This is a genomic window from Pseudomonas sp. S5F11 (assembly GCF_019641515.1).
Classification (GTDB): domain Bacteria; phylum Pseudomonadota; class Gammaproteobacteria; order Pseudomonadales; family Pseudomonadaceae; genus Aquipseudomonas; species Aquipseudomonas rhodesiae.
Genome location: NZ_JAIFJZ010000001.1, coordinates 2,948,802 through 2,967,996, shown reverse-complemented (window position 1 = coordinate 2,967,996; position 19,195 = coordinate 2,948,802). Strand labels below are relative to the sequence as shown.

Here is a 19,195-nt window from a genome sequence, read left to right as displayed (position 1 = left end):
AAAGGGGAATGGCGTAATGGCAACGGTAGACCGCTGGCTGCTGCCAGATGGCATCGAAGAAGTACTGCCACCGGAAGCTGCGCGCATTGAAGTAGCGCGTCGCCAGGTGTTGGATCTGTTCCAGAGCTGGGGTTATGACTTTGTCGTAACCCCTCATATCGAGTACCTCGAATCCCTGCTGACCGGCGCAGGCCAGGATCTGGATCTGCGCACCTTCAAGGTTATCGATCCGCAGTCGGGTCGGCAGATGGGATTCCGTGCCGACATCACGCCGCAGGTGGCGCGCATCGACGCACACACCCTGCGTCGCGAAGGCCCGAACCGTCTGTGCTACGCCGGCAGCGTACTGCATGCGAAGCCCCGCGCCTTGTCGTCTTCCCGTAGCCCGATCCAGCTGGGCGCCGAGCTGTACGGCGACGCCAGCCCGAGCAGCGACGTGGAAGTCATCAGTTTGATGCTGGCCATGCTGCAACTGGCTGACGTCCCGGATGTGCACATGGACCTGGGCCACGTCGGTATCTACCGCGGCTTGGCCCGTGCGGCCGGTTTGTCTGGTGAAGTGGAGCAACAGTTGTTCGATGCCTTGCAGCGCAAGGCCATCGATGAAGTCATCGCGCTGACTGAAGGTGTGCCCGCCGATCTGGCCCGCATGCTACGCGCGCTGGTGAACTTGTGTGGCGGCCGTGAAGTGCTTATGGCTGCCCGTGAACAACTGGCGAGCGCGCCGGTGGCGGTCTTGGCGGCGTTGGATGATGTGTTGGCCATTGCCGAGCAGTTGTCGGCACGTTTCCCGCAGTTGCCGCTGTATTTCGATTTGGGCGAGCTGCGCGGTTATCACTACCACACGGGTGTGGTGTTCGCGGTGTTTGTTCCGGGCGTTGGCCAGGCCATCGCCCAAGGCGGTCGTTATGACGATATCGGCGCCGACTTCGGTCGCGCGCGTCCGGCCACCGGCTTCTCCACCGATTTGAAAACCCTGGTGACCCTGGGGCGTGCTGAGGTCGAGCTGCCGTCTGGTGGCATCTGGATGCCCGACAGTACGGACGCGGCACTCTGGCAGCAGGTCTGCCAGTTGCGCAGTGAGGGTCAGCGTGTCGTCCAGGCGTTGCCTGGGCAGCCATTGGCCGCCGCCCGTGAAGCGGACTGCGACCGGCAATTGATTCTGCAGAACGGGCTTTGGCAAGTATCGCCACTGGCTTCTTGAGTTTTCCTGCCGGCCATCGCCGGCACCAAGTTTGCGCGAATGAGGACAAGTGTTATGGGTAAGAATGTCGTAGTCCTGGGCACCCAATGGGGTGATGAGGGCAAAGGCAAGATCGTTGATCTGCTGACCGAACATGCTGCCGCCGTAGTGCGCTACCAAGGTGGTCACAACGCTGGCCACACCCTGGTCATCGATGGCGAAAAAACCGTTTTGCACCTGATCCCGTCGGGCGTGCTGCGCGAAGGTGTGCAGTGCCTGATCGGTAACGGCGTGGTGGTTGCACCGGACGCCCTGCTGCGGGAAATCACCAAGCTGGAAGAGAAAGGCGTACCGGTGCGCGAGCGCCTGCGTATCAGCCCGTCCTGCCCGCTGATCCTGTCCTTCCACGTCGCGCTGGACCAGGCCCGTGAAAAGGCCCGCGGCGAGCTGAAGATCGGCACCACCGGTCGTGGCATCGGCCCGGCCTACGAAGACAAGGTTGCACGTCGTGGCTTGCGTGTGGGCGACCTGCTCAACATGCCGCGCTTTGAAGACAAGCTGCGTGAACTGGTGGATTACCACAACTTCATGCTGGTCGGTTACTACAAAGAGCCGGCCATCGAGTTCGACAAGACCCTGGCCGAGTGCAAAGAATACGCTGAGCTGCTCAAGCCGTTGATGCTGGACGTGACGGCTGAGTTGCACGACCTGCGTCGCGCCGGCAAGGACATCATGTTCGAAGGTGCCCAGGGTTCGTTGCTGGACATCGACCACGGCACCTACCCGTACGTGACCAGCTCCAACACGACGGCTGGCGGCGTTGCCACCGGTTCGGGCGTGGGCCCAATGTTCCTGGATTACATCCTGGGCATCACCAAGGCGTACACCACGCGAGTCGGTTCGGGTCCATTCCCGACTGAGCTGTTCGACGAAGTAGGCGCGCACCTGGCCAAACAAGGCCATGAGTTCGGTGCGACCACTGGCCGTGCTCGCCGTTGTGGCTGGTTCGACGCCGTTATCCTGCGTCGCGCTATCGATGTGAACAGCATCTCGGGCATCTGCCTGACCAAGCTGGACGTACTCGATGGTCTGGAAACCATCAACATCTGCACCGGCTACAAAGATGCAAACGGTAACGACGTTGCGCCGACTGACGCCGACAGCTACGTAGGCCTGCAGCCTGTGTACGAAGAAGTGCCGGGTTGGACCGAGTCCACCGTGGGCGCCAAGTCCCTGGAAGAGCTGCCCGCCAACGCCCGTGCCTACATCAAACGCGTTGAAGAACTGATCGGCGCACCGATTGACATTATTTCGACGGGCCCTGACCGCAACGAAACCATCGTTCTGCGTCACCCGTTCGCTTAATAAGCTGTTGATCTAAAACGCAAAGGGCTCCTTCGGGAGCCCTTTGTCGTTTCCAGGCAATAAACGGCACGACCCTTGCTGTATTTCCTTCTTTCGCGGTGCTATCAAATTAATGGCACCCGTGGTGGAGGGAATTTCCGATGTCTGCCGTTCTTTCATTGTTACAAAGCCGATTGCTGCGCCCGGTGTTCGTTACCCTGGGTATCGCCCTTTTGGTGCAGGTGCTGGTGGCCGTCGCGCTGACGCGGAGCACCGTCACGGCGTTGGAAGCCGATCTGGGCAACCGCCTAGGCATCGACAGTCAAAAACTGTCGAACGAGCTGGCGCAAGCCGGGAAGGAAGTCACTTCCAGTCTCGACAGCCTGTCCTCCAGTACGCGTCAGCGCTTGACCAGCGGTTTGTCTTCGCGTTTGCAGGCAGAGCAGAAGCAACTGCGCGCAACCCTGGAAAAAGACCTGCAAGACTCCGCCAATGATATGGCGCAGCTGCTGGCTTCGGTGGCGCCGCGGGCCATGTGGGACAGCGATGTGCCGACTTTGTCCGAGTTTGCCCGGCGTGCTCAGCGCAATCCCAACGTGTTGTTCGTGGTCTACGACGACGCGACCGGTGAGCATTTGACACGTTACCTGAACCGCGAAAACCCAATCAACAAAGCGCTGTTGGAAAAAGGCCAAGGCGATCGTGCCTTGGACAAAGTGCTCAATGCGGCCAAGACCGACCCGTCGGTTTACTACGTTGAGGCGTCCATCAGTCCGAATGGCGTGGAGATCGGCAAGGTGCTGATGGGGGTGTCCACCGCTTCGGTGGAAGCCGACCTGCAGGCGTTGGATAAGCGTTTTGCCGCCCTGATCGCCAGCGGCGACCAACTGGTGGGCGACAGCCTCAAGGGCGCGGCGGCTGACAGCGCGGCCGCCATGGGCGCCAAGTTGCAGTCGGCGCAGGCCACTGCCACCCAGATGACGGCTAATACCTCCAGTGCCGTGCAAGAAGCGGCCGGTACGCTGCGCTGGCGCATCGGCATGGGCCTGGCGTTGGTGGGGCTGGGGGTTCTGGTGCTGATTGCGGTGGTGCTCGGGCGCCGCGTGGTCAATCGTCTGAAGTTGCTGATTGCGGCCATGGATGATCTTGCGGCGGGCGAGGGTGACCTCACCAAGCGCGTGCAAATCAGCAGCAAAGACGAGATCGGCGACATGGCCTCGGCGGTTAATCGCTTTGTGGATAAGTTGCAACCGATCGTGCGTGAGGCGGGCGATGTGGCCCAGCGTACCGGGGTTGAGATCGGTGCGATGACCTTGCGTAATGCCGGTGCCGATGCGGCAGCCGGTTTGCAGCGTGATGAAGTGGCCGAAAGCCTGCGTGCCCTCTCGGAAATGGCCGACGAGGCTCAGGCCGAAAGCCAGGCCATGCAGGCGGCTTTGCAGCAGGTGGTGGATATCCGCCAGGCCACGGACCAAAACTCACGCACTTCGGCAGAAGTTGGCAGCTTGATAGAGGCGTTGGCAGGGCAGGTCGAGGCAGGCGCGCAGGTTATCGAGCGTCTGGCGCAACAGAGCGAGCAGATCGAGGTGGTGTTGACGGTGATTCATGGCATTGCCGAGCAGACCAACCTGCTGGCCCTTAACGCGGCCATCGAGGCTGCGCGTGCCGGCGAGACCGGGCGCGGCTTTGCGGTGGTGGCGGATGAGGTGCGCGCCTTGGCGAGCAAGACTCAAAGCTCCACTGGGGATATCCAGGCGCATATCGTGGCCTTGCAGCAAGGTGCCCGGGAGGCGGTGGAAACCATCGGCAAGGCCGGTCGCCAAGCCAATGAGGGTTTGCTGGTGCTGCGCGATAGCGTGCGCTTGCAGCAGACGGTGCAGGCGTCGGTGGAGCAGGTGCACGCCGCGATTGGCCTGGCCACTCGTGCCGCTGAACATCAGGCTAAAGGCGCCCAAGCCGTGCGTGGACGGGTCGAGGTGATCCATGCCCAGGCCGAGCGTGCCGCTCAGGCAGTGGTGGAAACCACCGCCAGCGGCAAGGTGTTGGATGGGTTGGCTGCACAGTTGAAGGCGAGTCTGGGGCAGTTCCGGGCTTAGCGTTGCCTGCCCTACAGCCTGTGGGAGGGGGCTTGCCCCCGATGACGCTTTCAGCGACTCAAATACATCCGCGTCGTGAGCAAATAGACCGGCAGCCCCGACACCACGATCAACAGCGCCGCATAAGGCGCCGCCGCCGCGAATTCCACATTTGAGGTATGCGCCCACACGGCTGTCGCCAATGTGTTCAACCCGGTTGGGCTGAGCAGCAGCGTCGCGGTCAGCTCCTTCATGGCATCGAGAAATACCAGTGCGAACGCTGCGCCCAATGCCGGAAAGATGATCGGCAGGGTCACCCGGCAAAACGCGCTGAATGACGATGCCCCCAGCGTGCGCGCGGCCTCTTCCAATTGCGGTGCCGCCTTGTTCAGCGCGGTGCGGATCGGCGCCTGGGCCAGTGGCAGGAACAGCAGCGCATACGCGATCAGCAGCAACGCCGAAGTCTGGTACAGCACCGGCACATAGTGCAGGGCGAAGTACACCAGCGTCAGCGCAATCACCAGCCCTGGCAGGGCGTGCAGCAGGTAGGGCAAGCGTTCCGCCCAGATCGCCAGTTGGCCTTTATAGCGCACCACCAGCAGTCCGACCGGCACCGCGAGCACCAGGCACAGCGCCGCACCGCCCAGCGACAGGGCCAGGGATGACAACAGCGCCTCGCTGATTTCAGCCAGCGGAAACGCCGCCGACGAACCCACCGCCAACCAATAGCCGAGCATCCCCAGGGGAATACCGCTGCCAATGATCGCCAGCGCCAGGCAATACGCTTGGCCCAGCGGTGCCCACTTGCCCAGTTGGACCGGCTCGGCATGGCGCGCGGCGCCTTGGCCGATACGCACATGTCGACCTTTGCCACGCACGCGCAGCTCCAGCCACAGCAGGGTCAGGCACATCACCAGCAGCACCGCCGAGAGCATCGCCGCATTGGCATTGCTGAATTCCAGTTCGAATTGCTGATAGATCGCGGTGGTAAACGTCTGTAGACCGATGATCGACAGCGCACCGAACTCCACCAGCATATGCAATGCAATCAACAGTGCCCCGGCCAGTAAGGATGGCCATAACAGCGGCAGCGTGACGCGCAGGAATATGCCCCAGCGATTCAGCCCCAGGGTGCGTGCCGATTCTTCCAGTGAGGGGTCGAGGTTACGCAACGTTGCCGCCACCGGCAGAAACACCAACGGGTATTTGGACAGGCTCATCACCAGAATCGCCCCGCCCAGCCCTTCGAAGTCGGCGCTCAGCGACACCCAGGTGAAACTGCTGACAAACGCCGGTACGGCAAATGGCAGGCACAGGATCACGCCCCAGATGCGCCGCCCGCGCAGGTTGCTGCGTTCCAGCAGCCACGCCAGGGATAGGCCGATCACACCGCAGGTCAGCGTCACACCGATCATCAGCGCCAAGGTGTTACGCAGCAATCCGAACACGTAAGGCCGCCACAGCAGATGCACCGCTTGCGCCCAGCCCGCCTCCCAGGCCTTCAGCCCCACATAGGCCAGTGGCAACAGGCTCAAGCCAACCAGCAATAGCACGGGAATCAGCAGCCAGATCGAAGGGCGCTTGCGTCGAGGGCTGAATCCCCCGCCCAGGGCGGGGATCGAGGGGTTCATCAGTTCAGGCCAACTTCACGTTCCAGCTCCAGGGCTTCTTCGGCGTTGCCCAGGTCGGCGGGGGTGACTTTCGGCGGTTGCAGTTCGTTGAACGGCTTAAGCCCGCGATTGGACTGCATACCTTTGCGCAATGGGTATTCCGCCGAGGTGTTGGTGATCACACGCTGGCCTTCTTCGCTGGCCATGAACGCCAGCAGTTGCTGCGCTTCCTTGGGATGCTTGCTCGACTTCAGCGCCGCAGCGGAGGACACGGTGATCAGGCCGCCGGCGTCGCCATCGGTGAAGTAATGCAGTTGGGAGTCGAGGTTGGTTTTTTCTTTCTTCAAGGCAAACCAGTAGTAGTTGTTCACCAGGACCGTGGCCACTTCGCCGTTTTCCACCGCCTTCAGTGCCACCATGTTGTTGCTGTACACCTTGCCGAACGCGCGTAGGCCGGTGAGCCATTCTTCGGCGGCTTCGCGGCCGTGCAGCTTGATGATTGCCACGGCTTGTTCCTGGAACGCGCCGCTGGTGGGGACGAAGCCGACTTTGCCTTGCCACTCGGGGCCGGCGAAATCCAGCACCGACTTGGGCAGGTCTTTCTCGGCGATCAGCTTGGGGTTGAACGCCACGACGCGGGTGCGTGCGGTTACGCCCATCCAGTTGCCTTTGCTGCCCACGTAGTCCTTGGGCAAGACGTCCAGAGTGCTGGCGTCGATCTTGGCCAGCAGGCCTTGCTCGCCGAGCTTGTTCAGCGGTGGGGATTCTTCGGTGTAGATCACGTCGGCGGGAGAGCGCTCGCCCTCTTCCACGACCTGGCTGGCCAGCTGGTTGCTGCTGCCTTTGCGCACATTGACGTGGATGCCGGTCTTGGCTTCGAAGGCTTTGGCGAGTTCGTCGCCGACTTCTTTGTGTTGGCCGTTGTACAGGGTCAGGGAGACCTTGTCGGCGGAATAGGCGGTGGGGGAGAGCAGAGTCAGGCCGAGTAGAGTGATGGTCAGGCCACGCAGAAGGGATGTCTTGGGACGGGTATCGCGGATCATCATCCGGGGTTTTCCTCACTTGAGTGCAACAAATCATTGCAAGGATAAACGATAAAACTTCTCAAGTGCGGGTGAGGGGACAATTGCGGGAAAAGTTTTCAAACCCCGGAAACGAAAAAACCCGCTTTCGCGGGTTTGATCTGAATATGGTGCCCAGGAGAAGACTCGAACTTCCACGACCGTAAGGTCACCAGCACCTGAAGCTGGCGTGTCTACCAATTTCACCACCTGGGCATTCTCAGCAGCGTTACCGCCGTTGATGGGGCGAACTATACGGTGGGCTTTTTGATCTGTAAACCCCTGATTCAAAAATATAAATCAAGTTTTTCGTTAAAAATCAAAGGCCTGTAACGCAAAAACCCGCTTTCGCGGGTTCTTGTGGAACTCAAGGTTAACCTCAAGTTTTGAAATGGTGCCCAGAAGAAGACTCGAACTTCCACGGCCTTGCGGCCACCAGCACCTGAAGCTGGCGTGTCTACCAATTTCACCATCTGGGCAGTATCTTCAACGTTGCCGTCGTCGATGGCGCGCACTATACGGAGCGCTTTTTGAGCTGTAAACCCCCGCCATGAAAAAAGCCTGGAAAATTTCGCCAGTGGTCGTGCAAGGTGCCCGACGAGGGCTTTAAAGGGCGTTTAAACGCTTGTTGATGCCTGAAATTTCCCGTTTCAATACGCGTATGCCAAACTAACCCGCATATAGACAAGGTGAAAACTCTCTAATGGCCGATTGGCAGTCCCTCGATCCCGAGGCCGCTCGTGAAGCGGAAAAATATGAAAACCCTATTCCTAGCCGCGAACTGATCCTGGCGCATCTCGCCGATCGGGGTTCGCCTGCTAGCCGCGAGCAGTTGGTTGAAGAATTCGGTCTGACCACCGAAGACCAGCTCGAAGCCCTGCGCCGCCGCCTGCGCGCCATGGAGCGCGACGCTCAACTGATCTACACCCGCCGTGGCACCTACGCACCTGTGGACAAGCTCGACCTGATCCTCGGTCGCATCGCTGGCCACCGTGACGGCTTCGGCTTCCTGATCCCGGACGACGGCAGCGATGACCTGTTCATGAGCCCTGCGCAAATGCGTCTGGTGTTCGACGGCGACCGTGCCTTGGCACGCGTTTCCGGCCTGGACCGTCGCGGTCGTCGCGAAGGTGTGATTGTCGAAGTGGTATCCCGTGGTCACGAAACCATTGTCGGCCGGTACTTCGAAGAGGGCGGTATTGGTTTTGTCGTTCCGGACAACCCCAAGGTGCAGCAGGAAGTGCTGATCACCCCAGGCCGCAACGCCAACGCCAAGGTCGGTCAGTTCGTTGAGGTGAAAATCACCCACTGGCCAACCCCGCGCTTCCAGCCTCAGGGCGATGTGATCGAAGTGGTCGGCAACTACATGGCGCCAGGCATGGAAATCGATGTCGCGCTGCGTACCTACGATATTCCTCACGTCTGGCCCGAGGCCGTAGTGAAGGAAGCACGCAAGCTCAAGCCGGAAGTCGAAGAGAAGGACAAAGAGAAGCGCATCGACCTGCGCCATCTGCCGTTCGTGACTATTGACGGCGAAGATGCCCGCGACTTCGACGACGCGGTCTACTGCGAAGCCAAGCCGGGCAAGCTGCGCTTGTTCTCCGGCGGCTGGAAGTTGTACGTGGCGATCGCCGACGTTTCCAGCTACGTGAAGATCGGCTCGGCCCTGGATAACGAGGCCCAGGTGCGCGGTAACTCGGTTTACTTCCCTGAGCGCGTGATTCCGATGCTGCCTGAGGAGTTGTCCAACGGCCTGTGCTCGCTGAATCCGAAAGTCGACCGTTTGGCCATGGTGTGCGAGATGACTATCTCGAAAACCGGCGAAATGACCGACTATCAGTTCTACGAAGCCGTGATCCATTCCCAGGCCCGCCTGACCTACAACAAGGTCAGCACTATCCTGGAAACGCCGAAATCCAGCGAAGCCAAGGCACTGCGTACCGAGTATGCGGGTGTAGTGCCGCACCTCAAGCAGCTGTATGCGCTGTACAAGGTGCTGCTGGGCGCACGTCACGTGCGTGGCGCCATCGACTTTGAAACCCAGGAAACACGGATTATTTTCGGTTCCGAGCGCAAGATTGCGGCGATCACACCTACGACTCGTAATGACGCCCACAAGCTGATCGAAGAGTGCATGCTGGCGGCCAACGTGGCCACGGCTGAGTTCCTCAAGAAGCATGAAATCCCTGCGCTGTACCGTGTGCATGACGGCCCACCGCCGGAGCGTCTGGAGAAACTACGCGCATTCCTCGGCGAGCTTGGCCTTTCCCTGCACAAAGGCAAGGAAGGCCCGACGCCGAAGGATTATCAGGCACTGCTGGCGAGCATTAAGGATCGTCCGGATTACCATGTGATCCAGACCGTGATGCTGCGCTCCCTGAGCCAGGCGGTGTACAGCGCCGACAACCAAGGCCACTTCGGCCTGAATTACGAGGCGTACACCCACTTCACTTCGCCGATCCGTCGTTATCCGGACCTGCTCACGCACCGCGCGATCCGCAGTGTGATCCATTCCAAGATGAACACCCCGCACGTCAAGCGCGCCGGTGCCATGACCATTCCGAAGGCGCGGATCTATCCGTACGACGAAGCGGCCCTGGAACAGTTGGGCGAGCAGTGCTCCATGAGCGAGCGCCGCGCCGACGAAGCCACGCGCGATGTGGTGAACTGGCTCAAGTGTGAGTTCATGAAAGACCGCGTGGGCGAGTCCTTCCCGGGCGTGATCACTGCCGTAACCGGTTTTGGTCTGTTCGTCGAGCTGACCGATATCTACGTCGAGGGTCTGGTGCACGTCACCGCCTTGCCGGGCGACTACTACCACTTCGATCCTGTGCATCACCGTCTGGCGGGCGAGCGCACCGGTCGCAGCTTCCGTTTGGGCGATACGGTGGAAGTGCAGGTCATGCGCGTCGATCTCGACGAGCGCAAGATCGACTTCGGTATGCCTGATAAACCGGTCGAACCGACTGGCCGTAAAAAACGTGGCGGCGATACCGCTGCCCCAGCCAGCAAGGGCAAAGGGGCGGCTGCCAAGACGGCCGAACCTGAGCCGGCTAAAGCCGCTCGCCGTTCGTCCGCCAAAGACAAGGCTCCTGATGCCTATCGCCCAAGCGACGCGGCGGCGAAAAACGCCGAGCTGCGCAAGAGTCGCGAGTTGAAGCAGCAGTTGCTCAACGAAGCCAAAAGTGGTGGTAAAGCGGCGTCTGGGGGAAAGTCCCACGGCGCGGAAAAACCGTCGAGCAAACCGAGTAAACATCGTAAAGGCCCGCCGAAAGCGGGTTCGGCTCCCGCGAAAAGCGGCGGGTCGCGCAAACCTAAGGCCAAGTCATGAGTCTGGAAAAAATCTACGGCGTACACGCCGTAGAAGCCCTGCTGCGTCACCATCCCAAGCGCGTCAAGCAGGTATGGCTGGCGGAAGGTCGCAGCGAGCCGCGCGTGCAGGCGCTGGTCGAGTTGGCCAATGAAAACCGTGTCGCCATCGGCCAGGCCGAGCGCCGTGAGATGGACGCCTGGGTCGAAGGCGTTCACCAGGGTGTGGTTGCTGATGTCAGCCCAAGCCAGGTGTGGGGCGAGGCCATGCTCGATGAGCTGCTCGACCGTACCGAGGGCTCGCCGCTGTTGCTGGTGCTGGACGGCGTGACCGATCCGCACAACCTCGGCGCCTGTCTGCGTTCAGCGGATGCTGCCGGCGCGCTGGCGGTGATTGTGCCTAAAGACAAGTCCGCCACCTTGACGCCGGTAGTACGTAAAGTCGCCTGCGGCGCGGCGGAAGTGATTCCGCTGGTGGCCGTGACCAACCTGGCGCGCACCCTGGAGAAACTCCAGCAACGCGGTTTGTGGGTCGTGGGCACGGCGGGCGAGGCCGAGGTCAGCATTTATGACCAGGACCTCACCGGCCCGACCATTCTGATCATGGGCGCCGAAGGCAAAGGCATGCGCCGCCTGACCCGCGAGCACTGCGATTACTTGGTGCATTTGCCGATGGCCGGTAGCGTCAGCAGTCTCAACGTTTCGGTCGCGACCGGCGTGTGCTTGTTTGAAGCCCAGCGTCAGCGTGGGGCCAAAAAGGCGGGCGCTTCGCGCAAGTCGTAAGCTCAAGCTGCAAGTTAACAGCGCGGTGGTTGACCACTTGTAGCTTGTAGCTTGCAGCTTCCCCCCTGCTCCTCTACTATTGCGCCCCTTGCCTTCCTGGCAGGCACCGATGTGCCTCCCTGCGGCAAGATCCATAAGTGTCATTCACTCCTTGTCTGACCGTTTTTGAGCGGCAGGCTACAACCCGTAAGGAGCATTCATGCGTCATTACGAAATCATCTTTTTGGTCCACCCGGATCAAAGCGAGCAAGTCGGCGGCATGGTTGAGCGTTACACCAAGCTGATCGAAGAAGACGGCGGCAAAATCCACCGTCTGGAAGATTGGGGCCGTCGTCAACTGGCCTACGCAATCAACAATGTTCACAAGGCTCACTACGTGATGCTGAACGTTGAGTGCACTGGCAAGGCCCTGGCCGAGCTGGAAGACAACTTCCGCTACAACGATGCAGTGATCCGTAACCTGGTCATCCGTCGCGAAGAAGCCGTTACCGGCCAATCCGAGATGCTCAAGGCTGAAGAAAACCGCAGTGAGCGCCGTGAGCGTCGCGACCGTCCTGAGCACGAAGGCGCTGATAGCGCTGACAGTGATGACAGCGACAACAGCGATAACGCTGACGAGTAATCCACGGACCTTTTAAGGAGCCTATCAAATGGCACGTTTCTTCCGTCGTCGTAAATTCTGCCGCTTCACCGCTGAAGACGTGAAAGAGATCGATTACAAAGATCTCAACACTCTGAAAGCCTACGTATCCGAGACCGGCAAAATCGTTCCAAGCCGTATCACCGGTACCAAAGCACGTTATCAGCGTCAGCTGGCCACCGCTATCAAGCGCGCCCGCTTCCTGGCCCTGCTGGCCTACACCGACAGCCACGGCCGCTGAGACCGGGCAGTCGACAAGTAGTAAGGGATTGAATGCATGCGCGCCTTAGCTGAGTTCATCATGCGCGGTCGTATGCAGGCCACTCTGGTAGTGGCTGGCTGTGCGGCGTTGCCGTTGCTTTATTGGTTGGGTGCTGCCGCGGGCTGCCTTGTGCTGCTGCGGCGCGGTTTGAAGGACGCCGTTGGCGTTCTTGCCCTGGGTTTGTTGCCGGCCTTGATCTGGTGGCTGCAAATGGGTGATCCACGAGTGCTTCTGGTACTGCTGGGGTCATCGAGCCTTGCGTTGGTTTTGCGCGCAAGCGAGTCCTGGGTCCGCACGCTGCTGGTCAGCGTGGCATTGGGGTTGGTGTACTCAGTGATGCTTGGCGCGGCTTTCCGCCCGCAAATCGAGGCGCTGGCGCAGGAAATCGTCAAGATCCTGCCGCTGGCCCTCGGGGATCTCTACCAGCAATTGTCGGTAGATGAGCGAGCGCGGTTTGCGTCACTGATTGCCCCGGTCCTGACCGGCCTGATTGCGGCATTGTTGCAGGTCGTCAGCGTGCTGAGCCTGATTTTTGGGCGTTATTGGCAGGCGTTGTTGTACAACCCGGGTGGTTTTGGTCGCGAGTTTCGCAGTATCAGAATCCCCGCGGGACCGGCGATGTTGCTGCTGGCGTGCATGGTTGTCGGACCGAACTTCGGTCCACAGATGGCCTTGTTGGCGCCGATTTGCAGTGTACCGCTGGTGTTTGCCGGGCTGGCCCTGATCCATGGGCTCGCTGCGCAGAAGCGCCTGGCCAAGTTTTGGCTGGTGGGGTTGTACGTGACGCTGTTGCTGTTCATGCAGCTGATCTATCCGTTACTCGTGGTTCTGGCCATTGTCGACGGCCTGATTGATTTTCGCGGTCGTCTGGCGCCGAAAGACGCCGATAACGCGAACGGTGAAGGTTAAAAGTTAGAGGATTTTCACATGCAACTGATCCTTCTGGAAAAAGTCGCCAACCTGGGCAACCTGGGCGACAAAGTGAACGTTAAGGCCGGCTACGGTCGTAACTACCTGCTGCCATACGGCAAAGCCACCGCTGCAACCGCTGCCAACCTGGCTGCGTTTGAAGAGCGTCGCGCTGAGCTGGAAAAAGCCGCAGCAGACAAAAAAGCATCGGCCGAAACTCGCGCTGCCCAACTGGCTGAGCTGGAAGTGACTATCACTGCCACCGCCGGTGACGAAGGCAAGCTGTTCGGTTCGATCGGCACCCACGACATCGCTGATGCACTGACCGCCTCCGGCGTTGAAGTGCAGAAGAGCGAAGTTCGTCTGCCGAACGGCACCATCCGCAACGTAGGCGAATTCGACGTAGCCGTGCACCTGCACGCCGAAGTTGAAGCCACCGTACGCGTTGTTGTGGTAGCTGCTTAAGGCTGTACCTAACTGACTGGCACCTCGCGTGTCAGCCAGTTAACATCGGGCACGATCCTGTTTACAGGTCGTGCCTTTTGTTTTTCTACACACCCCAAATTCCAAGTGGCCATGAACGATATTTCCGCTCCTGAGCAATACGATCTGCAAACCGCTGCCCTGAAGGTGCCGCCGCATTCCATCGAGGCCGAACAGGCCGTGCTCGGTGGCTTGATGCTGGACAACAACGCCTGGGAACGCGTGCTGGATCAAGTCTCGGACGGGGACTTCTATCGTCATGACCATCGCCTGATTTTCCGCGCCATCGCCAAGCTGGCCGACCAGAACTCCCCGATCGACGTGGTGACCCTGGCCGAGCAGCTCGATAAAGAAGGCCAGACCTCCCAGGTCGGCGGCCTTGGTTACCTGGGCGAGTTGGCGAAAAACACGCCGTCCGTCGCCAACATCAAGGCCTATGCCCAGATCGTGCGTCAGCGCGCCACGCTGCGTCAGTTGATCGGCATCAGCACTGAAATCGCCGACAGTGCCTTCAACCCCGAAGGCCGCACCGCTGAAGAAATCCTCGATGAAGCCGAGCGCCAGATCTTCCAGATCGCCGAAGCCCGGCCGAAAACCGGCGGCCCGGTAGGCGTCAACGAGCTGTTAACCAAGGCCATTGACCGGATCGACACCTTGTTCAACACCGACGCCGCCATCACCGGCATTTCCACCGGCTACACCGACCTCGACGAGAAGACCAGCGGCCTGCAACCGGCCGACTTGATCATCGTGGCCGGCCGTCCGTCGATGGGTAAAACCACCTTCGCGATGAACCTGGTGGAAAACGCCGTGTTGCGCAGCGACAAGACCGTTCTGGTGTACTCCCTAGAGATGCCAGGCGAATCGCTGATCATGCGTATGCTGTCGTCCCTGGGCCGCATCGACCAGACCAAAGTGCGTTCCGGTCAGTTGGAAGACGACGACTGGCCGCGCCTGACCTCGGCGGTCAACCTGCTCAACGACCGCAAGTTGTTTATTGATGACACGGCGGGCATCAGCCCTTCGGAGATGCGTGCGCGTACCCGTCGTTTGGTGCGTGAGCACGGCGACATCGCCTTGATCATGATCGACTACCTGCAGCTGATGCAGATCCCGGGCTCCAGCGGCGATAACCGCACCAACGAAATTTCCGAGATCTCCCGTTCCTTGAAAGCCTTGGCCAAGGAATTCAACTGCCCGGTGGTGGCACTGTCCCAGCTCAACCGTTCCTTGGAACAGCGCCCCAATAAACGCCCGGTGAACTCCGACTTGCGGGAATCGGGTGCGATCGAGCAGGACGCCGACGTGATCATGTTCGTATACCGCGACGAGGTGTATCACCCGGAGACCGAGCATAAAGGCATCGCCGAAATCATCATCGGCAAGCAGCGGAACGGGCCGATCGGCTTTATCCGCCTGGCGTTTATCGGTAAGTACACGCGCTTCGAAAACCTGGCGCCGGGCAGCTACAACTTCGACGACGACGAATAAAGCCTTCTGCTCAATTCCGACCATTACCGTCGGAATTGGTCATATTTTGTGCTATATTCCGCGCCCGCGATTTTTCATCTCAACACCGGTCACCGTCATGCAAACAGCCAAGCCGTTATTTGACTATCCCAAGTACTGGGCCGAATGTTTCGGCCCTGCGCCATTCCTGCCGATGAGCAGGGAGGAGATGGATCAGCTTGGCTGGGATTCCTGCGACATCATCATCGTCACCGGTGATGCGTACGTTGACCATCCGTCGTTCGGCATGGCGATCATCGGCCGGCTGCTGGAGTCCCAGGGCTTCCGCGTCGGGATCATTGCCCAACCGAACTGGCAGTCCAAAGACGACTTCATGAAGCTCGGCGAGCCGAACCTGTTCTTCGGCGTCGCGGCCGGCAACATGGACTCCATGATCAACCGTTACACCGCCGACAAGAAAATCCGCTCCGACGACGCCTACACCCCTGGCGGCATGGCCGGCAAACGCCCGGACCGCGCCAGCCTGGTGTACAGCCAGCGTTGCAAGGAAGCCTACAAGAATGTGCCGATCGTGCTCGGCGGCATCGAAGCTTCCCTGCGCCGCATCGCCCACTACGACTACTGGCAGGATCGCGTGCGCAACTCGATCCTGATCGACGCCACCGCCGATATCCTGCTGTACGGTAACGCCGAGCGGGCCATCGTCGAGGTGGCCCAGCGCCTGTCCTGGGGCCACAAGATCGAAGACATCACCGATGTGCGCGGCACCGCGTTTATCCGCCGTGACACGCCTGCGGGCTGGTACGAAGTGGACTCCACCCGCATCGACCGTCCGGGCAAGATCGATAAGATCATCAACCCGTATGTGAACACCCAGGACACCCAGGCCTGCGCCATCGAGCAGGAGAAAGGCCCGGTCGACGACCCGGAAGAAGCCAAGGTCGTGCAGATCCTCGCCAGCCCCAAGATGACCCGCGACAAAACCGTGATCCGCCTGCCGTCGGTGGAAAAAGTGCGCAATGACGCGGTGCTCTATGCCCACGCCAACCGCGTGCTGCACCTGGAAACCAACCCGGGCAACGCCCGCGCCCTGGTGCAAAAGCACGGTGAAGTGGACGTGTGGTTCAACCCGCCGCCCATCCCGATGACCACCGAAGAAATGGACTACGTGTTCGGCATGCCTTACGCACGCGTCCCGCACCCGGCGTACGGCAAGGAGAAGATCCCGGCCTACGACATGATCCGCTTCTCGGTGAACATCATGCGTGGCTGCTTCGGCGGCTGCACCTTCTGCTCGATCACCGAGCACGAAGGCCGCATCATCCAGAACCGTTCCGAAGAGTCGATCATTCGCGAGATCGAAGAGATCCGCGACAAAGTCCCAGGCTTCACCGGGGTGATCTCCGACCTCGGCGGCCCGACCGCGAACATGTACCGCATCGCCTGCAAGAGCCCGGAAATCGAATCCGCGTGCCGCAAGCCATCGTGCGTGTTCCCTGGCATCTGCCCGAACCTGAACACCGACCATTCGTCGCTGATTCAGCTGTACCGCAGCGCCCGTGCATTGCCGGGAGTGAAGAAGATCCTGATCGCCTCCGGTCTGCGCTACGACCTCGCCGTGGAATCGCCGGAATACGTGAAAGAGTTGGTGACTCACCACGTCGGTGGTTACCTGAAGATCGCCCCGGAACATACCGAGGAAGGTCCGCTCAACCAGATGATGAAACCGGGCATCGGCAGCTATGACAAGTTCAAGCGCATGTTCGAGAAGTACACCAAGGAAGCGGGCAAGGAGCAGTACCTGATCCCGTACTTCATCGCCGCTCACCCCGGTACCACCGATGAAGACATGATGAACCTGGCGCTGTGGCTCAAGGGCAACGGTTTCCGCGCCGACCAGGTGCAGGCGTTCTACCCGTCGCCGATGGCCACCGCCACCGCGATGTATCACTCGGGCAAGAACCCGCTGCGCAAGGTCACTTACAAGAGTGACGCAGTAACTATCGTCAAGAGCGAGGAGCAGCGCCGTCTGCACAAGGCTTTCCTGCGCTACCACGACCCGAAAGGCTGGCCGATGCTGCGCGAAGCGCTGACCCGCATGGGCCGCGCCGACCTGATCGGGCCGGGCAAGGACCAACTGATCCCGCTGCATCAGCCGAGCACCGACAGCTACCAGAGCGCCCGTCGCAAGAACTCGACGCCGGCCGGTAGCCACAAGGTCGCCAAGCAGACCACCACCAAGATCCTCACCCAGCACACCGGCCTGCCACCCCGTGGCAGCGACGGCAGCAACCCGTGGGACAAGCGTGAACAAGCCAAGGCCGCAGCCCAGGCGCGTAACAAGCAGGCGGCTAAGGAGCGTAGCGATGCGGCCAAGGGCAAGGGCGGCAAGCCAACCCGCAAGCCGGTGGTGCCGCGTTGATCGTCGCTTGAAAATGCAAAACGCCAGCCTTGTGCTGGCGTTTTGCTTTCTGGTCGGGGGTGAGGCTGTTTGGTAAGGTGGCGCCCATTGAAGCGCTATCGGGGGCAAGCCCTCTCCCACGCTTGACCGCATTCACGCTCCAATTGTGGGAGGGGGCTTGCCCCCGATAGCGTCAGTCCAGTCTCCACCCTTCAAGGAAGAACTCCTCATGGGCAACCCTCTGGCCGGCATCGGTATGGACTCCAACCGCTCCCAGTTCATGGCGCGCCAGCGCATCGAAAGTCAGATCAATTTGCCGCGCTTATTCGCCGCCATTGACGCCGACCCCGGCATCGTCGGCGCAGGCGTGGTGTATATCGACGCCGACTTCAACGTCGTCACCCTGCGCGAATTCAAGCCCATTTGCAGTATCAAGCCCAAGCGCATCATTTTGCGTGAAGCGCAGAAGTACATTTCGCCTGCCCAGTTTGTGGAGCAGGTGAAGACCGACCCCCGTGAAGGTCGCCTGCAGAAGGAGGCGTTTGATATGGGGCTTTCCTGCGGCGCGGCGGTGATTGGCTGGATTGTGGTGTTCAGCGGCAGTGTCGCTGTACCGTTCACCGCCGGCGCCAGTGCTTTTGTGGTGGGCATTGGCGTCACGGCGGCATTGGCCAGCAGCGCGCAATGCGGTTTTGGCGTGGCGCGTACTTACAACGAAGTGCTTGACCCTGAAGCCAACGACCGCATGGACGACGCGGAATGGTATGGCGCCGTTTCCCCAGTTCTCGATGCCGCCTCGCTGGTGGGCATCGGCACGGGCGCCTTGACCACGTTCCGGCTGCTCAAGGCCAAAAAAGCTGCCGCATTAGGCAAGAGTTGGTACGAGTTGCTCAAAGGTCTGACGCGCCAGGAGCGTAAGAAGTTGACCAAGGAGTTGCTCAGCCTGAGAGACCCGAGCCTGACCCCCAAATTGATCAAATTGCAGCAGCGTGCCGGCAAACTGACCAAAAGCTACAGCTCGACGCAAATCCGTCATGCCACGCTGACGCAAATCAAGGATGCATTGGGGGGCCTGTTGGGGATCTGGGGCAGCTATCGAACCGGCCATGTGGGCACGGCTGAAACCATTGCGATCGGTCTGTTCGAGGATTTGACGGAATGAAGGGCTTTCCCGACATGGGCAGCTTCCTGGCGCGCTATTTTCCCGTATTCATGGGTACCGTGTTCATGGCGATCTTTTCTGGCTCGGCCGCAGTGTCCATGGCGGGCGTGACGTACCTGCGCGGAGTTGATCCCGCGCTCAAGTCCAGCTATTCAGGGGCTGCGATCCTGGTATTGGTGGCGGTGCTAGTGTTTGGCAACGTGATGATCGCTCGAGGCTATCCCTGGGCGACCAGGCTGGTGGCAGGCTACCTGGTGTGCTGCCTGTTGTTCGTCGTGCCGATGATTCAATACGAGCTTCACTTGCTGGTATACGGCTCGGCGTTGTTGTTTCCGTTGCTGGGGTTGCTATTGCTCAACAGCAAGCGCCACCGCGAAATGCGCCACAGACTCCTCGAAATACGTCGTCTGCGCCAAGCCGTCGTTGCGCAGCGAAAAGCCCGTTGATTGGCTGGATTTGCTCTTCATTCGCCTACTCGCGTCACAAATAGGTGCAACGCTTGC

15 protein-coding genes, 2 tRNA genes and 1 pseudogene are annotated in these 19,195 nt (G+C 60.4%); 14 read left to right on the top strand and 4 right to left on the bottom strand.

Annotated elements, in window-relative coordinates:
- The first annotated feature begins 16 nt into the window (after window positions 1-16).
- The 4 genes and pseudogenes from K1567_RS13490 to K1567_RS27990 all read left to right on the top strand — a co-directional run bounded on the left by K1567_RS13490 (window position 17) and on the right by K1567_RS27990 (window position 4,623).
- Complete coding sequence (locus K1567_RS13490) at window positions 17-1,204, top strand: ATP phosphoribosyltransferase regulatory subunit (protein ID WP_220698568.1); 1,188 nt, start codon at window positions 17-19, stop codon at window positions 1,202-1,204.
- A 54-nt stretch (window positions 1,205-1,258) separates the two neighbouring features.
- A complete protein-coding gene (locus tag K1567_RS13485; protein ID WP_034095609.1) occupies window positions 1,259-2,548 on the top strand; it encodes an adenylosuccinate synthase in 1,290 nt (429 codons plus the stop codon).
- Between the two features lie 140 nt (window positions 2,549-2,688).
- Window positions 2,689-3,717, top strand: a pseudogene (locus tag K1567_RS27995) (methyl-accepting chemotaxis protein); the annotation flags it as partial.
- A 21-nt stretch (window positions 3,718-3,738) separates the two neighbouring features.
- Window positions 3,739-4,623, top strand: a complete 885-nt coding sequence (locus K1567_RS27990) for a methyl-accepting chemotaxis protein (RefSeq protein WP_371263975.1) — start codon at window positions 3,739-3,741, stop codon at window positions 4,621-4,623.
- Between the two features lie 50 nt (window positions 4,624-4,673).
- On the opposite strand, the gene K1567_RS13475 is transcribed toward K1567_RS27990, so the two are convergent.
- The 4 genes from K1567_RS13475 to K1567_RS13460 all read right to left on the bottom strand — a co-directional run bounded on the left by K1567_RS13475 (window position 4,674) and on the right by K1567_RS13460 (window position 7,752).
- On the bottom strand, window positions 4,674-6,233 hold the full coding sequence (locus tag K1567_RS13475; protein ID WP_169867932.1) for an iron ABC transporter permease: 1,560 nt from the start codon (window positions 6,231-6,233) through the stop codon (window positions 4,674-4,676).
- Complete coding sequence (locus K1567_RS13470; RefSeq protein WP_040265895.1) at window positions 6,233-7,258, bottom strand: extracellular solute-binding protein; 1,026 nt, start codon at window positions 7,256-7,258, stop codon at window positions 6,233-6,235. The genes K1567_RS13475 and K1567_RS13470 overlap by 1 nt, the downstream gene beginning before the upstream one ends.
- A 144-nt stretch (window positions 7,259-7,402) precedes the next feature.
- A tRNA-Leu gene (locus K1567_RS13465) sits at window positions 7,403-7,489 on the bottom strand.
- Between the two features lie 176 nt (window positions 7,490-7,665).
- A tRNA-Leu gene (locus K1567_RS13460) sits at window positions 7,666-7,752 on the bottom strand.
- A gap of 224 nt (window positions 7,753-7,976) precedes the next feature.
- On the opposite strand from K1567_RS13460, the gene rnr reads away from it, so the two are divergent.
- From rnr to K1567_RS13410, 10 genes are all read left to right on the top strand, one after another.
- Window positions 7,977-10,604 carry a ribonuclease R gene (gene rnr / locus K1567_RS13455; RefSeq protein WP_047881403.1) on the top strand — a complete coding sequence of 876 codons (2,628 nt, stop codon included), beginning with the start codon at window positions 7,977-7,979 and terminating at the stop codon, window positions 10,602-10,604.
- On the top strand, window positions 10,601-11,365 hold the full coding sequence (rlmB, locus tag K1567_RS13450) for a 23S rRNA (guanosine(2251)-2'-O)-methyltransferase RlmB (protein ID WP_034095614.1): 765 nt from the start codon (window positions 10,601-10,603) through the stop codon (window positions 11,363-11,365). The genes rnr and rlmB overlap by 4 nt, the downstream gene beginning before the upstream one ends.
- A 199-nt stretch (window positions 11,366-11,564) precedes the next feature.
- Complete coding sequence (rpsF, locus tag K1567_RS13445; RefSeq protein ID WP_003236224.1) at window positions 11,565-11,987, top strand: 30S ribosomal protein S6; 423 nt, start codon at window positions 11,565-11,567, stop codon at window positions 11,985-11,987.
- Between the two features lie 28 nt (window positions 11,988-12,015).
- Window positions 12,016-12,246 (top strand): 30S ribosomal protein S18, encoded by a 231-nt coding sequence (rpsR, locus tag K1567_RS13440; protein WP_002551829.1) that lies wholly within the window; start codon window positions 12,016-12,018, stop codon window positions 12,244-12,246.
- Window positions 12,247-12,282: 36 nt separating this feature from the next.
- Window positions 12,283-13,176 (top strand): hypothetical protein, encoded by an 894-nt coding sequence (locus tag K1567_RS13435; protein ID WP_034111526.1) that lies wholly within the window; start codon window positions 12,283-12,285, stop codon window positions 13,174-13,176.
- 18 nt (window positions 13,177-13,194) lie between these two features.
- Window positions 13,195-13,641 (top strand): 50S ribosomal protein L9, encoded by a 447-nt coding sequence (rplI, locus tag K1567_RS13430; RefSeq protein ID WP_003171376.1) that lies wholly within the window; start codon window positions 13,195-13,197, stop codon window positions 13,639-13,641.
- Window positions 13,642-13,752: 111 nt separating this feature from the next.
- Window positions 13,753-15,150 carry a replicative DNA helicase gene (gene dnaB / locus K1567_RS13425; protein WP_034095616.1) on the top strand — a complete coding sequence of 466 codons (1,398 nt, stop codon included), beginning with the start codon at window positions 13,753-13,755 and terminating at the stop codon, window positions 15,148-15,150.
- Window positions 15,151-15,247: 97 nt separating this feature from the next.
- Window positions 15,248-17,551 (top strand): YgiQ family radical SAM protein, encoded by a 2,304-nt coding sequence (locus K1567_RS13420; RefSeq protein WP_034111528.1) that lies wholly within the window; start codon window positions 15,248-15,250, stop codon window positions 17,549-17,551.
- A 208-nt stretch (window positions 17,552-17,759) separates the two neighbouring features.
- A complete protein-coding gene (locus tag K1567_RS13415; RefSeq protein WP_034095618.1) occupies window positions 17,760-18,692 on the top strand; it encodes a hypothetical protein in 933 nt (310 codons plus the stop codon).
- Window positions 18,689-19,138, top strand: coding sequence for a hypothetical protein (locus K1567_RS13410; RefSeq protein ID WP_034095619.1), 450 nt, complete (start codon window positions 18,689-18,691; stop codon window positions 19,136-19,138). The genes K1567_RS13415 and K1567_RS13410 overlap by 4 nt, the downstream gene beginning before the upstream one ends.
- Window positions 19,139-19,195 lie beyond the last annotated feature (57 nt).

Bases quoted from the DNA above. Each gene is read 5' to 3' on its own strand.
- K1567_RS13490 (WP_220698568.1), top strand. From the start codon at position 17: ATGGCAACGGTAGACCGCTGGCTGCTGCCAGATGGCATCGAAGAAGTA.
- K1567_RS13485 (WP_034095609.1), top strand. From the start codon at position 1,259: ATGGGTAAGAATGTCGTAGTCCTGGGCACCCAATGGGGTGATGAGGGC.
- K1567_RS27990 (WP_371263975.1), top strand. From the start codon at position 3,739: ATGGCCTCGGCGGTTAATCGCTTTGTGGATAAGTTGCAACCGATCGTG.
- K1567_RS13475 (WP_169867932.1), bottom strand. From the start codon at position 6,233: ATGAACCCCTCGATCCCCGCCCTGGGCGGGGGATTCAGCCCTCGACGC.
- K1567_RS13470 (WP_040265895.1), bottom strand. From the start codon at position 7,258: ATGATGATCCGCGATACCCGTCCCAAGACATCCCTTCTGCGTGGCCTG.
- rnr (WP_047881403.1), top strand. From the start codon at position 7,977: ATGGCCGATTGGCAGTCCCTCGATCCCGAGGCCGCTCGTGAAGCGGAA.
- rlmB (WP_034095614.1), top strand. From the start codon at position 10,601: ATGAGTCTGGAAAAAATCTACGGCGTACACGCCGTAGAAGCCCTGCTG.
- rpsF (WP_003236224.1), top strand. From the start codon at position 11,565: ATGCGTCATTACGAAATCATCTTTTTGGTCCACCCGGATCAAAGCGAG.
- rpsR (WP_002551829.1), top strand. From the start codon at position 12,016: ATGGCACGTTTCTTCCGTCGTCGTAAATTCTGCCGCTTCACCGCTGAA.
- K1567_RS13435 (WP_034111526.1), top strand. From the start codon at position 12,283: ATGCGCGCCTTAGCTGAGTTCATCATGCGCGGTCGTATGCAGGCCACT.
- rplI (WP_003171376.1), top strand. From the start codon at position 13,195: ATGCAACTGATCCTTCTGGAAAAAGTCGCCAACCTGGGCAACCTGGGC.
- dnaB (WP_034095616.1), top strand. From the start codon at position 13,753: ATGAACGATATTTCCGCTCCTGAGCAATACGATCTGCAAACCGCTGCC.
- K1567_RS13420 (WP_034111528.1), top strand. From the start codon at position 15,248: ATGCAAACAGCCAAGCCGTTATTTGACTATCCCAAGTACTGGGCCGAA.
- K1567_RS13415 (WP_034095618.1), top strand. From the start codon at position 17,760: ATGGGCAACCCTCTGGCCGGCATCGGTATGGACTCCAACCGCTCCCAG.
- K1567_RS13410 (WP_034095619.1), top strand. From the start codon at position 18,689: ATGAAGGGCTTTCCCGACATGGGCAGCTTCCTGGCGCGCTATTTTCCC.